The following is a 12,788-nucleotide window of genomic DNA, read 5'->3' on the forward strand; positions in this document are numbered from 1 at the left end:
CTGCTCTCCCCGCCGCAGCGGTGCGATCTTCATGCGTTTGCATCTACCTTAACGAGCCGGGGGCCGGGATAATTCCGATCCAGGGGAGGCACTGGTCACACCATGGCGTGGGTGTGCCGCGGCGGGCCGGGCGTCAAGGGGGCGTATGCATTCGGGCGGTCGCCGTCAAGGAAGCGTAAGTATTCGCGAATATCGATCGCATCGAGGGTTTTCCTCCGGGCGCCCGGCTAGCATCCGGCAGCGGAAAGGAGCACACCCTTGACCGCTCAACCCACCGCCGGCACCACCGAGGCGGCCCTCGAGCCTCCCCCCGCCGGTCCCGTCCCCGCCCGGAGCACGACCAAGCTCGCCCTCCTCGTCGGTGCTCTCGGCGTCGTCTACGGCGACATCGGCACCAGCCCGATCTACGCCCTCCAGACGATCTTCAACCCCGCCGACCCCCACCCGGTGCCCATCGACATCGCCAACGTCTACGGCGTCGTCTCGCTGATCTTCTGGTCGCTCGTGGTGATCGTGACCGTCTTCTACGTGGGCCTCGTGATGCGCCTGGACAACGACGGCGAGGGCGGCATCATGGCCCTCATCACGCTGATCCGCCGCCACAGCCATGGCCGGGGGCGCAAGGCCGGGCTGACGCTCGCAGCGCTCGGCGTCTTCGGCGCGGCGCTGTTCCTCGGCGACAGCATGATCACACCCGCGATCTCGGTGCTCTCGGCGGTCGAAGGCGTCAAGACGGTCAACCCCGACCTCGAGGCGATCGTCATCCCTGCGACGGTCGCGATCATCCTGCTGCTCTTCGTGTTCCAGCGCAAAGGCACCGCCGTCATCGGCCGCTGGTTCGGCCCCGTCATGATCGTGTGGTTCACCGTCCTGGCCACGCTCGGCCTCGGCGGCATCGCACGCAACCCCGAGATCCTGCGGGCGCTCTCCCCCACGTACGCGATCGACTTCCTGTTCGGCCACTTCGACGTCGCGTTCTTCGCGCTCGCGGCCGTCATCCTGACCTTCACCGGCGCCGAGGCCCTGTACGCCGACATGGGCCACTTCGGGCGCAAGCCGATCTCGCGCGCGTGGCTGTTCATGGTCTTCCCGGCGCTGCTGCTCAACTACATGGGCCAGGGCGCGCTCATCCTGGAGGACACCGGGAACATCCAGGGTTCGTTCTTCCTACTCGCCCCGGAGTGGGCGCGCATCCCGCTGCTGTTCCTCACCGGAGCTGCGACGGTGATCGCCTCACAGGCCGTCATCAGCGGCGCGTACTCGGTGGCCGCGCAAGCCTCCGAGCTGGGCTACCTGCCGAGGCTACGGATCGCGCACACCTCCGAGCACCACTTCGGGCAGATCTACGTGCCGTGGATCAACTGGCTGCTCATGGTCTCGGTCCTGACTCTGGTGTTCGCCTTCCGCTCGTCCGAGGCCCTGGCGTTCGCCTACGGCATGGCCGTCATCGGGACGATCGTCATCGTCACGCTGCTGTTCCTGTACTTCGCGCGCGTCCGCTGGGGCACGCCGCGGTGGTTCCTGGCGACCGGCGGCGGTCTGCTCCTGGCGCTCAACGTGACGTTCCTGGCCGCCAGCAGCACCAAGATCATCCACGGCGCGTGGCTGCCGCTGCTCATCGGCGTCACGGCGTTCACGGTGATGGTCACCTGGCAGCGCGGCCGCGAGGTCGTCTCGGCCGAGCGCGAGCGCCGCGAGGGGCCGCTGCGCGAGTTCGTCGACAAGATGCGCCGCGGCGAGCCGAAGGCCGCCCAAGTGCCCGGCACGGGCGTGTTCCTGGGCCGGGGCAAGGACTCCGCGCCGCTCGCGCTGCGCGCCGCGCTGGAGCTCAACCACGCCCGGTACGCGCAGACCGTGGTGCTCTCGGTCCAGACCGAGCCGGTGCCGCGGGTGCCCGAGTCCGAACGCGTGGAGGTGGACGACCTGGGGCACTGCCAGGACTCGGTCATCCACGTGACCGTCCGCTTCGGCTACGCCGAGACCCCGGACGTGCCGCGCGCGCTGCGGCTGGTCCGCCCCGAGCAGTCGGAGGGCCGGAGGCTCCGCCTGGACAAGGCGGTCTACTTCCTGTCCACCATCCAGCTGCGGGCCGGCACCGAGCCGACGATGGCGACCTGGCGCAAGCACCTCTTCATCGCCACCTCGCACATCACCTCGGACGCGGCCGAGCACTTCCAGCTCCCGCGGGACCGCACGATCATCGTCGGCTCCCACATCGAGGTCTGATCGCGGAACGGCCCGGGCGGGTTCGCCCGGGTCGTTTCCCTCTGCCGCTCAGCGGTATTCGGGCAGCGGGCTCGCGAAGTGCCAGCCCGCGGCGATGAGGGCGTCGACCGCTGCGACGGCCTGCTCGAGCCGTTGCTCGTGCGGGCCTTGGAGTTTCACGTACGGGCGGCCGGTGCGCTCGAGCTCGGCCTCGAAGCGGGCGGTCATCCAGGGGCGCAGGTGCTCGTCGGCGCGGAGGCCGTCGTCCTCGAACGGCACGCCTTCGTGGTCGGTGAGCAGGTAGAGGTCGTGTTCGAGCGCGTCCCCGATCGATTCGACCCCGGAGCTGCGGTCGCCGAGGTACCGCTCATGCCAGATCCCGGTGGCGAACGCGTCGGTGTCGCAGACCAGGACCGGGCCGGTGCAGCGGGCCTCGGCTTCCTCGAGTTCGTTCTGCCGCTTGGCGATCAGCGGGAACTCCTCGGTCGTGAAGCGCACGTCGTCCCAGGTCGCGTCCGGGTCCTCGCGCTGGAGGGCGCGGAGCCGCTCCTCGCTGTAGGTCCGGCCGTACTCGGCGACGCAGCGCGTGGCGGCCCAGACGCCGCCGCGCTCGCGGTAGTGCGCGGCCAGCGCTTCGGCGAGGGTGGTGGTGCCGGTGGACTCGGCGCCGAGGGCCACGATGCGGCGGGTGAGGCCGGCGCGCACGGGGCCTTCGAGGAAGTCCCAGTTGGCGGCCGGGTCGGCGCGCACGGCGGTGCCGGAGACCGGGAACGCGCCGCGGTCCTGGTCGACCTCGACGTGGACGGCGCCGAGGCGGCGGGCGAGTTCGGGGCCGTAGGACTCGGAGGTGAAGAGCGCGTCGATCCGTTCGGGCACGGCGGCTTTGAAGATGTCGACGTGGGCCTGCCAGATCTTCTCGTCGTGGAGGTCCATGTGGACGTCGTCGATCGTCCCGATGACGCGGGCGTCCGGGTGGGCCTCCTGGATCCAGGCCACGCGGGTGGCCATCGGGATGGATTCGACGGTGGCGTGGGAGACGAGGACGGTGAGGCGTTCGCATCCGGCCGCGGCGGTGCGGATGAGGTGGTGGTGGCCGGCGTGCGGCGGGTAGAACTTGCCGAGGACCAGGCCGTGCTCGGGTTTCACGCGGCCGCCTCCGCGGGCTGCGCTTGTGCGGCGAGGTCTCTGCGCCAGTTGAGGAGTCCCATGACGCACAGGGCCATGAACCCGATGTAGAGGATCGAGGTGAGGTAGAGGCCCTTGTAGGCGTATAGCGGGACGTAGACGATGTCGGCCGCGATCCACAGGTACCAGGATTCGACGCGCTTGCGGCACTGGCCGTAGGTGGCCATGAGGGAGAGCACGGTGGTGAGGGCGTCCCAGAAGGGCACGGTGGAGTCGGTGGCGGTGGTCAGCAGGACCGCGATCCCGGCGAGTCCGATGAGGCCCGCGCCGGTGAGGGCGAACCATTCGAGGCGGCCGGTGCGGCTCACCGGGAGGGTGTCGGCGGCGGGGCCGCCGCCTTTGACCCAGTTCCACCAGCCGTAGACGCCGAGGGCGATGAAGACGATCTGGAGCGCGGCGTCGGCGTAGAGGCCGCTGTCGGTGAAGATCAGGATGAACAGGAGGCAGTTGGCGATGCCGAGGCCCCAGTTGGCGAGGTGCTGGCGGGCGACGAGCCAGACGCAGAGCGCGCCGGTGACGAAGGCGAGCCCTTCGGCGAGGGTGGTGGGGACGTCGGCGATCGTGAACAGGGGGAGGTACAGGATTTCCATGAGGGCGTTCATGAGGGGCGGGGTCCTCTCAGTGCGGGGCTAGGCTCCGATGACGGCGTAGGCGCGGGTGGGGAAGGTGCCGAAGCCCTCGATGCGGGGCGGGACGGCGTGGAGGCGGGCCCCGGTGGCGGGGAGCTGTTCGAGGCCGGTGAGGTGTTCGAGGATGGGCACGCCCGCGGCGAGGAGCGTCGAGTGGGCGGGGCGAGGGCCGCCGCTGGCGGCGTTGTCGATGTTCACGCTGTCGATGCCGACGAGGACCGCGCCCGCTTCGACGAGGTGCTGCGCGCCGTCGGCGGTGACGTAGGGAGCGGCGGCGGTGTCGCCGTAGGTCTCGGTGCCCCAGTGGCGGGACCAGTCGGTGCGCAGGAGGACGGCGGTGCCGCCGATGGCGGCGCCCGTGAGCGCGTCCGGGCCGATGGCGCGGTCGGCGCCGGTGAGGTCGATGAGGGTGACGGGCACGTCGGCGACCTTGGCGAGGTCGAGCCCGGCGAGGTCGTAGCCGTCGCGGTAGCGGTGACTGGGGGTGTCGAGGTAGGTGCCGGTATTGGCGATCATGTCGATGCGGCCGATGGAGAACTCGGTGCCGTCCTCGTAGTGGGAGTGGGAGTCCTCCCAGGTCAGGTACGGGGTGATAGCGGGTCCGGGCATGCCCGGGTAGGTGGTCATACCCGCGGTGATGGGGTGGTTGAGTTCGACGAGTCTGCGGTTGCTTTCGGCCATGCCGCATGGAATCACGAAGTGCCGCGGCGTGTCCACGGGTATCGGCCGGTGCTCATTGCACGGGACGTCGGTGCCCGGTGGTGCGGCGGGCTTGACACGGCGGGTATGGGACCGGGTAGAGTGAACCGCGCTTTACCGATAAAGATCGCTTGTCATCCGCTCGACCGCCAGGAAGGCCCCTATGAGCAACGACGCCGTCTCCGCCGTCATCAACGTCGATATCGAAGGTCCCCAGATCAGCAAGCACGTGTACGGCCACTTCGCCGAGCACCTCGGCCGCTGCATCTACGGCGGGTTCTACGTCGGCGAGGACTCCGACATCCCCAACGTGCGCGGCATCCGCCTCGACGTGGTCGAAGCCCTGCGCGCGCTCGACATCCCCAACCTGCGCTGGCCCGGCGGCTGCTTCGCCGACGAGTACCACTGGATGGACGGCATCGGCCCCAAGGAGGACCGCGCCGTCATGATCAACACCCACTGGGGCGGGGTCGAGGAGGACAACAGCTTCGGCACCCACGAGTTCATGGACCTGTGCGAGCTGCTGGAGACCGAGCCGTACATCGCCGGCAACGTCGGCTCCGGCACCGTCCGCGAGATGAGCGAGTGGATCGAGTACCTCACCCGCGAGGGCGACTCCCCGATGGTGCGCCTGCGCAAGGCCAACGGCCGCGAAGCGCCGTGGAAGGTCAAGTTCTGGGGCCTGGGCAACGAGCCCTGGGGCTGCGGCGGCAACATGAACGCCGAGCAGTACGCCCTGGAGGCCCGCAAGTTCGCCACCTACTGCCGCGACTACGGCGACAACAAGCTCTACCGCATCGCCGCCGGCGCCGCCGACGCCGACTACCAGTGGACCCAGAAGCTCATGGAGCAGCTGGGCCACCTCGGCTGCCAGCGCGTCGAGCGCAAGCTCTACCAGGCGGTCTCGCTGCACTACTACACGATCGGCGGCACCTGGGACAAGAAGGGCGACGCGAAGGAGTTCTCGACCGACGAGTACTACACGACGATGCTCAAGGCCCTCCACACCGACGAGCTGCTGACGGGCCACTCGAACGTGATGGACCTGTACGACCCGACCAAGGAGATCGGGATCGTGATGGACGAGTGGGGCACCTGGTGGGACGTGGAGCCGGGCACGAACCCCGGGTTCCTGTACCAGCAGAACACGATGCGCGACGCGCTGGTGGCGAGCCTGCACTTCGACATCTTCCACAAGCACGCCGACCGGCTCGTCATGGCGAACATCGCGCAGACGGTGAACGTGCTGCAGGCGATGATCCTCACCGACCCGGACTCGGGCGCACTGGTGCTGACGCCGACCTACCACGTGTTCCAGATGAACAAGGGCCACCAGGACGCGGCGTCGCTGCGCGTGGACGCCCCGGCGGGCGTCCCGACGCGCGAGGTGGACGGCAAGGAGCTGCCGACGGTCTCGGTCTCGGCCTCCCGCAAGGACGGCCGCCTGCTGGTCTCGCTGTCGAACCTGGACGCCGAGGCGGGCCGGGACGTGGAGGTCGACCTGCGCGGCGGGGGCCTCGGCGAGTTCGAGGCGCTGATCCTGACCGCCGACTCGCTGCAGGCGCACAACACCCCGGAGGCCCTCGAGGCCGTGGCGCCGCGCGCGCACGAGGGTGTGAAGCTCGAGGGCTCGAAGCTGCGCGTGCACCTGCCGGCGCACTCGTTCGTCACGGTCTCCGGCGCGCTCGCGTAGCGGGAGAGGTTCCGCCCATCGGATGATGGGAGGATGGAGCGGCAGATGAGAGGCGGTAACTGACATGGTGACGATGAGCGACGTGGCGCGGCTGGCCGGGGTGTCGAAGATGACGGTATCCAATGTGGTCAACAACCGGCCCGGGGTGAGCGACCCCGTGCGCCGGCGCGTGCTCGACGCCGTCCAGCAGTCCGGTTACCGCCTCAATGTCAACGCCCGCACGTTGAAGGCCGGGCGCACCGGGGTCATCGGCCTCGCGGTGCCCGGCGTCGACCAGCCGTACTTCGGGGTGCTGGGCGAGCATGTGATCGCCGCGGCGGCCGCCAAGGGGTTCCATGTGGCGATCGAGCAGACCGGGGCGGCGGCCGAGGGCGAGGCGGAGGCGATCTCGCAGTCGCACCGGCTGCAGTTCGACGGTCTCATCATCAGCGCCGTGATCCTCGATCCCAAGGAGCAGGCGCACACTTGGGGCGACTTCCCGATCGTGATGCTGGGCGAGCGGGACTACGGGCAGGCGATCGACCATGTGGGCATGGACAACGAGGCCGGGTCGCGGGCGGCCACCGAGCATCTGATCGAGCGCGGCTGCACGCGGATCGCGAACGTGACCGGGTGGAGTCTCGAAGGCGTGCACGTGGGTTCGCGCCGGTACCGAGGTTACACGGAGGCGTTGAAGGCGGCGGGGATCCCGGTGGACCCGGCGCTGGTGTGCCTGTCGGGCATGGGCCAGGAGACGGGCCGCCGCGCGGTGCACGACCTGCACGAGGCGGGCGTCGACTTCGACGGGGTCGTGGCGATCACGGACACGGTGGCGATCGGGGTCATGCGCGGCCTGGCGGATCTGGGCCTGCGCTGTCCGGAGGACGTGCGGGTGGTGGGCTTCGACGACATCTCGGTCGCGGAGTTCCTCACGCCGTCGTTGTCCACTGTGGCTCCCGGGCACCGCTGGATGGCCGAGAAGGCCGTGGAGCTCATCGTCTCGCGCCTGGAGGACCCGCAGCGCGAGCCGCAGGACCACACGGCCCCGTTCGAGCTCGTGGTCCGCGAGTCCACCCGCTGAGCCTTCGCAGCCCTGGCCCCCAACGCCAGGGCCGCTCGAACCGCTCGGCGGTTCAGCGCTGTCGGCCGCTTAGGCCGTGATCTCGCCGCTGTAGTTGTGCCACTTGTAGGTCCCGCTCTGGGAGGCCCAGATGTGGATCCGGTAGGTGGCGCCCTCGGCGACGTTGCTGTCGCAGACGGTCATGCCGCCGGCGGAGTTGCTCGTGTTGGTGTCGTCGAAGCAGACCGGGCCCGTGTTCTTCCAGTACCAGTACCCGGCCGGGTCGAGGGTCTTGACCTGCAGCTGGGCGCGGGTGCCCCAGCCGTCGGCGCGGAAGTCCAGGAGCGCCAGGTTCTCCCCCGAGCTCGAGCTCTCGGCGCGGCCGCCGTTGTAGATCTGGGCGGGGTCCTTCCAGAACGCCGTGCCGCTGGAGGCGGCCTGGGCGGCGCCCGGGGCGAGTGCGAAGCCCGCGACGAGCGCGGCGGCGAGCGCCGTGGCGGCGCGGAGGGCGAGCTTGGATGAGCGGATGGACATGCGGTCTCCAATTTCGAGGGTGGCGGCCCGAGGCCGTTGTGGACGTTGGGGATCGTCGAATATGAATACGTCGACGCGAAGACGGCGGGTTGCACCGCTCCCACGAGATTCTTCGGCGGATGGGGAACGGCCCCCGGCGCGCGCGCCGGGGGCCGTTCGTCACTGCTCAGGTCAGGTGAGCGAGCCGGTGGCGCTGCCGCCGGACTCGGTCACGTAGTAGGTGACGGTCTTGCCGCTCCAGAAGTGGAACGTCAAGGTGACCTTCTGGCCGTCGTTCACGTCGTTCCAGAACGTCTGCGGGAGGCTGATCGTGCCGGCCGCGTAGTCGGGGCTGAACGCGCGCGCGAACTCCTTGTAGGAGGTCCAGTTCTGCGGGCCGGCGGGCGTGCCGTCGGCGTACTTCGCCTCCATGGTCGCCAGCTGGTCGCCGTTGAACTGGGTCGGGATCGCGAACGAGTCCGTGGCGCCCGTGGCCGCCGACATGGTCGGCTGGTCGTAGGAGATGACGCTGATCCGCCACGGCGCCCCTTGCGAGAACACCGCGTGCAGGTTCGCCGTCACGCCGTAGCTGCGGTCCCCCAGCAGGGCCGTCAGCCGGCTCGCCTTGATCGTCAGGGTGTCGCCCGAGACCGTGTAGTCGGTGCCCTGCACGAGGTTGGTCGAGCCCAGGCGCAGCGCCTGGAACGTGGTGCCGTTCGGGTTGAGCGTCAGCGAGACGTCCGAGACCGCGCCGGACTTGGCCACGTACACCTGGTCCGAGGAGGCCGTGCCCGAGCGGGTGGTCCAGCCGGCCTTCATCATCGCGAAGAGCTCCTGGTCCCGCCACTGGAAGGTGGTCCGGTTGAAGTGCTGGCCGTTGTCCCAGAGCTGGAGGGTGAGGCCCTTCTGCGCCGCGTAGTACTGCATGTACTCGAAGAACTTCAGCTTCTCGCCCTGCTGGACGGTCCCGGTGTGGACGTCGAAGCCCAGCAGGCCCCACTCGCCCACGATGACCGGGATGCCGTTGGCGACGAACTCGGCGTGGGCCCGGTCGAAGTACCCCTCGATGTCGGCCTGGACCTCGGCGTTGAACTTCGTGTAGCCCGCGACGTTCACACTGAAGGGCCAGAAGCCGTAGTAGTGGATGGTCGCGGCGATGTTCTCGTCGTTCAGGGCGTCGATCGTGGCGCTGAGCGCGTCGAGGTGGACCTGGCCGGCGTTGGTGTGCAGCGTCGGGAGGACCAGGACGCGGGTGGCGTTGCCGCCGCCGGTGCCGCGCACGATCTCGTGGAACGAGGTGTTGAGGTCGTCCAGGAGGGCGTGGGCGGTCGCTTCGTCCACATTCTTGAACTGCGGCTCGTTCACGCTCTCGAACAGGACTTCCGGCGGAGCGTCGCGGAAGCGGGTGGCGACCTCGGTCCAGATGGCCTCGTAGCGGGCTTCCACCTCCGCGCGGTTGGTGTTCATGTCCGCCATCCAGATCCACGAGTCGTGGTGGATGTTGATGAGCACGTGCAGGTCGGCGTTGAGCGCGTAGCCCACGACCTCTTCGACGCGGTCGAGGTAGGCGTCCTCGACGGCGTACGGGGCGGTCTTGGACTGGTGGTTGTCCCAGGTGACGGGGATGCGGATGCTGTTGTACCCCTGGGCGGCCACGTTGTCGATCAGCTCCTGGGTGACGCGAGGGTTGCCCCACGCGGTCTCGTCGGCGCCCACCGCGTCGAGGGTGTTGCCGAGGTTCCAGCCCGGCTCCATGGCCGCGACGACCTCCATCGCGGTGGCTTCGCCGGTGGGCGGCGGCGTGGTGGTGGGCGGGGTGCTGGTGGGCTCTCCGCTGGTGCCGTCGCAGACGACGCCGTTGAGCTTGAACTGGGTCGGCACGCCGTTGGTGCCGGACCAGGAGCCGTTGAAGCCGAAGGAGACCGAGCCGTTGGTGGCGATCTTGGCGTTGTAGTCCACGTTCTTCGCGGTGTAGGTGTCACCGGAGTTCGTGGTGGTGGCGCTCCAGACCTGGGTGATGCGCTGGCCGTTGGGGAAGGTCCAGACCAGGTCCCATTTGTTGACGGGCGAGCCGAGGTTGGTGATGTTGACATTGCCGGTGAAGCCGCCGGGCCACTGGCTGGCGACCTTGTATTCGACCTTGCAGCCTTCGGCCGCGTAGGCCACTGAGGGGGCGAGCACGCCGAGTCCGGCCGCCATCGTGGCGACCGCCATCACCACCAGGGTGATCCATCGGCGGGTTCGTCGTTTGACGCCTTGCATGGCGCTCCTTAAGTCCGCGTTGACTACGAGAGGGGGTCGAGCGGGGAGGTTCATCGACCATCCTCAATGCAAGATTAAGTTGGGAGACGCAACTTTGTCAATCGGCGACCGAAGCCGGCACGAGCCGGGTCAACCGGGCGGGAGCAGGAATGCCTGATTTGCACCCTTGACAGAGGAAAGCCTTTTCCTTACGCTCATGGCAACCGATTGATTCATACATTTCGATGTTTGATCGTCGGCGGCTGGGGTCCTCACCCCCAGCGCGACAACGTAGTTGCGAAAGGAAGCAACATGTCACGTCGAAGAAGCGTGCGCACCGCGCTCGTTGCCGGCTTCGCCGGCATCATCGCCACCGCGGCCACCCTGGTCGCCATGAACGCCGCCTCGGCGGCGCCGATCCGCTACGAGGCCGAGACCTCGCCCGCGACCTGCTCCGGCACCATCGACTCCAACAACGCCGGGTTCTCCGGCAGCGGGTTCTGCAACACCCCCAACACGACAGGTGCGACGGCCCAGTTCACGGTGAACGCCGCCAGCGCGGGCACCGCCACCCTTGGCATCCGGTACGCCAACGGCACCACCGCCGCCCGTCCCGCCGACATCACCGTCAACGGCTCGGTCGCCCAGTCCGCCAGCGCCTTCGCGGGCACCGGCGCTTGGACCACCTGGTCGACCAAGACGCTGACCGTGCCGGTGAACGCCGGCAGCAACACGATCCGCCTCACGGCCACCAGCGCCGACGGCCTCGCCAACATCGACTACCTCGACTTCGAGGTCGGCGGCTCGGTGCCCACGACCCCGCCGGCGAGCGGCGCGATCTACGTGGCCCCAGGCGGTTCGGACTCGGCCGCGGGCACCGAGGCGGCCCCGACCACGCTGGCCTCGGCGCTGAGCCGGGTGAACGCGGGCGGCACCATCTACATGCGCGGCGGCACTTACAACTACTCGTCCACGATCGTGATCGACCAGGACAGCGGCTCGTCGAGCGCCCGCACGACGCTGGCGGCGTACCCGGGCGAGCGGCCGGTCCTGAACTTCTCGGCGCAGTCCGAGGCCTCCGCGAACCGGGGTCTGGCGCTGTACGCGAACTACTGGCACCTCAAGGGCCTCACGGTGGAGCGGGCCGGCGACAACGGCATCTTCGTGAGCGGCAGCAACAACATCCTGGAGCGCACGCTCACCCGCTACAACCGCGACTCCGGCGTCCAGCTCTCGCGCCAGTCGTCCACGAGCACGACGGCGTCGTGGCCGGCGAACAACCTCATCATCAGCGCCGAGTCGCACGACAACGCCGACTCCGACGGCGAGGACGCCGACGGCTTCGCCGCGAAGCTCACGGTGGGCTCGGGCAACGTGTTCCGGTACGCGGTGGCGCACAACAACGCCGACGACGGCTGGGACCTGTACACCTACTCCGACTACGACCCGATCGGGACGGTGCGCATCGAGGACTCGCTGTCGTACCGCAACGGCACCCTCTCCAACGGCACGGTCTACAGCAACGGCGACCGCAACGGCTACAAGCTCGGCGGGGAGAGCGTCCCGATCAACCACACGGTGGTGCGGAGCATCGCGTTCGACAACGGCCAGCACGGGTTCACGTTCAACTCGAACCCCGGCTCGATGACGATCTCGAACAACCTCAGCATCGACAGCGAGGAACGGAACTTCCAGTTCAGCTCCGGTTCGCACGTGTTCCGCAACAACACCTCGTGCTTCTTCAGCGGCGGCACGAACGACAGCATCTCCGGCAACGCGGACGGCTCGAACCAGTTCTGGTCGGGCTCGAACGGTTCGCGCTGCGCGAACTACTCCGGGGCTCTGGGCTGGTCGTTCGACTCGACCGGGAAGCTCGTGGTGACCTTGGGCGGCAGGGTGGTGACCCTGTAGCCGGAGCCTGAGCCCTCACCTCAGGCGGCCCGTCCGATCCCGGACGGGCCGCCTTTCGCCGTTCAGGACGGCCGCTGCTGCGCGGCCGTCCGCCGCTCCAGCTCTTCGGGGGAGACGTCCTCGAAGCGGCTGGCGACGTGCCACGTGTGGCCCCACGGGTCCTGGAAGCTCCCGGTGCGGTCGCCGTAGAACTGGTCGGCGACCTCGTGGAGGGGGGTCGCCCCGGCGGCGATCGCGGCGGCGAAGGTGGCGTCGGCGTCCTGGACGTAGACGTGGATGGACACCGGTGAGCCGCCGTAGTGGCCGGGGGCGTAGGCGTCCATGTCGGGGAACTCGTCGGCGACCATGATCAGCGACGAGCCGATCTCGATCTCGGCGTGCATGATGGAGCCGTTGGGGCCGTCCATGCGGCCGCGCTCGCTCGCGCCGAACACGTTTTTGTAGAAGCCGATGGCATCGGCTGCGCCTTTGACGTGCAGATACGGTGTGACACGCGGGTATTCGTCGGGTATCGGCTGCACGGCGTTCATGTGGTTCCTCCCTGGTCTGCGGGGCGGGCCCGCTGGCGGGCGCCCGCGGGGGGGCCCCACAACCCCCCGGCGCGGGGGGGGGGGGGGGGAACAGCCCGGGACCCGGGGGGGGGGGGGCCCCCGGGGGGGGCGCCCCCCCGCCG

The 12,788-nt window shown here is 69.1% G+C and carries 10 protein-coding genes; 4 read left to right on the forward strand and 6 right to left on the reverse strand.

The window, feature by feature from the left end:
- Positions 1–258 precede the first annotated feature (258 nt).
- Positions 259–2,226 carry a potassium transporter Kup gene (locus AB0K52_RS10670; protein ID WP_363529267.1) on the forward strand — a complete coding sequence of 656 codons (1,968 nt, stop codon included), beginning with the start codon at positions 259–261 and terminating at the stop codon, positions 2,224–2,226.
- 48 nt (positions 2,227–2,274) lie between these two features.
- On the opposite strand, the gene AB0K52_RS10675 is transcribed toward AB0K52_RS10670, so the two are convergent.
- Genes AB0K52_RS10675 through AB0K52_RS10685 form a run of 3 tightly spaced genes read right to left on the reverse strand, consistent with a single transcriptional unit; the run spans position 2,275 to position 4,700 of the window.
- Positions 2,275–3,351 carry an AAA family ATPase gene (locus AB0K52_RS10675; protein WP_363529270.1) on the reverse strand — a complete coding sequence of 359 codons (1,077 nt, stop codon included), beginning with the start codon at positions 3,349–3,351 and terminating at the stop codon, positions 2,275–2,277.
- Entirely contained in the window at positions 3,348–3,992 is a 645-nt protein-coding gene (gene pnuC / locus AB0K52_RS10680; RefSeq protein WP_363529273.1) for a nicotinamide riboside transporter PnuC, read from the reverse strand. Before pnuC ends, AB0K52_RS10675 begins: the two co-directional genes overlap by 4 nt.
- Positions 3,993–4,019: 27 nt before the next feature.
- A complete protein-coding gene (locus tag AB0K52_RS10685; RefSeq protein ID WP_363529276.1) occupies positions 4,020–4,700 on the reverse strand; it encodes a cyclase family protein in 681 nt (226 codons plus the stop codon).
- Positions 4,701–4,881: 181 nt separating this feature from the next.
- Between AB0K52_RS10685 and AB0K52_RS10690 the strand changes: the two genes are divergently transcribed.
- Both AB0K52_RS10690 and AB0K52_RS10695 read left to right on the forward strand, forming a co-directional pair.
- Complete coding sequence (locus tag AB0K52_RS10690; protein ID WP_363529278.1) at positions 4,882–6,411, forward strand: alpha-L-arabinofuranosidase C-terminal domain-containing protein; 1,530 nt, start codon at positions 4,882–4,884, stop codon at positions 6,409–6,411.
- Between the two features lie 64 nt (positions 6,412–6,475).
- Positions 6,476–7,471 carry a LacI family DNA-binding transcriptional regulator gene (locus tag AB0K52_RS10695; RefSeq protein WP_363529281.1) on the forward strand — a complete coding sequence of 332 codons (996 nt, stop codon included), beginning with the start codon at positions 6,476–6,478 and terminating at the stop codon, positions 7,469–7,471.
- Positions 7,472–7,540: 69 nt separating this feature from the next.
- Here the strand turns inward: AB0K52_RS10695 and AB0K52_RS10700 are convergent, their stop codons facing one another.
- Together AB0K52_RS10700 and AB0K52_RS10705 are read right to left on the reverse strand one after the other, a co-directional pair.
- Positions 7,541–7,984: a hypothetical protein gene (locus AB0K52_RS10700; protein WP_363529283.1), complete on the reverse strand. Its 444-nt coding sequence runs from the start codon at positions 7,982–7,984 to the stop codon at positions 7,541–7,543.
- A gap of 171 nt (positions 7,985–8,155) precedes the next feature.
- On the reverse strand, positions 8,156–10,225 hold the full coding sequence (locus AB0K52_RS10705; RefSeq protein WP_363529286.1) for a cellulase family glycosylhydrolase: 2,070 nt from the start codon (positions 10,223–10,225) through the stop codon (positions 8,156–8,158).
- A gap of 372 nt (positions 10,226–10,597) precedes the next feature.
- Between AB0K52_RS10705 and AB0K52_RS10710 the strand changes: the two genes are divergently transcribed.
- Positions 10,598–12,115, forward strand: a complete 1,518-nt coding sequence (locus AB0K52_RS10710; protein WP_363529548.1) for a carbohydrate-binding protein — start codon at positions 10,598–10,600, stop codon at positions 12,113–12,115.
- A 62-nt stretch (positions 12,116–12,177) separates the two neighbouring features.
- Here the strand turns inward: AB0K52_RS10710 and AB0K52_RS10715 are convergent, their stop codons facing one another.
- Positions 12,178–12,645 carry a VOC family protein gene (locus tag AB0K52_RS10715; protein ID WP_363529289.1) on the reverse strand — a complete coding sequence of 156 codons (468 nt, stop codon included), beginning with the start codon at positions 12,643–12,645 and terminating at the stop codon, positions 12,178–12,180.
- Positions 12,646–12,788 lie beyond the last annotated feature (143 nt).

It is taken from the genome of Glycomyces sp. NPDC049804 (assembly GCF_040674615.1).
Lineage (GTDB): Bacteria > Actinomycetota > Actinomycetes > Mycobacteriales > Micromonosporaceae > Glycomyces > Glycomyces niveus.

Bases quoted from the DNA above. Each gene is read 5' to 3' on its own strand.
- pnuC (WP_363529273.1), bottom strand. From the start codon at position 3,992: ATGAACGCCCTCATGGAAATCCTGTACCTCCCCCTGTTCACGATCGCC.
- AB0K52_RS10685 (WP_363529276.1), bottom strand. From the start codon at position 4,700: ATGGCCGAAAGCAACCGCAGACTCGTCGAACTCAACCACCCCATCACC.
- AB0K52_RS10690 (WP_363529278.1), top strand. From the start codon at position 4,882: ATGAGCAACGACGCCGTCTCCGCCGTCATCAACGTCGATATCGAAGGT.
- AB0K52_RS10695 (WP_363529281.1), top strand. From the start codon at position 6,476: ATGGTGACGATGAGCGACGTGGCGCGGCTGGCCGGGGTGTCGAAGATG.
- AB0K52_RS10700 (WP_363529283.1), bottom strand. From the start codon at position 7,984: ATGTCCATCCGCTCATCCAAGCTCGCCCTCCGCGCCGCCACGGCGCTC.
- AB0K52_RS10705 (WP_363529286.1), bottom strand. From the start codon at position 10,225: ATGCAAGGCGTCAAACGACGAACCCGCCGATGGATCACCCTGGTGGTG.
- AB0K52_RS10710 (WP_363529548.1), top strand. From the start codon at position 10,598: ATGAACGCCGCCTCGGCGGCGCCGATCCGCTACGAGGCCGAGACCTCG.
- AB0K52_RS10715 (WP_363529289.1), bottom strand. From the start codon at position 12,645: ATGAACGCCGTGCAGCCGATACCCGACGAATACCCGCGTGTCACACCG.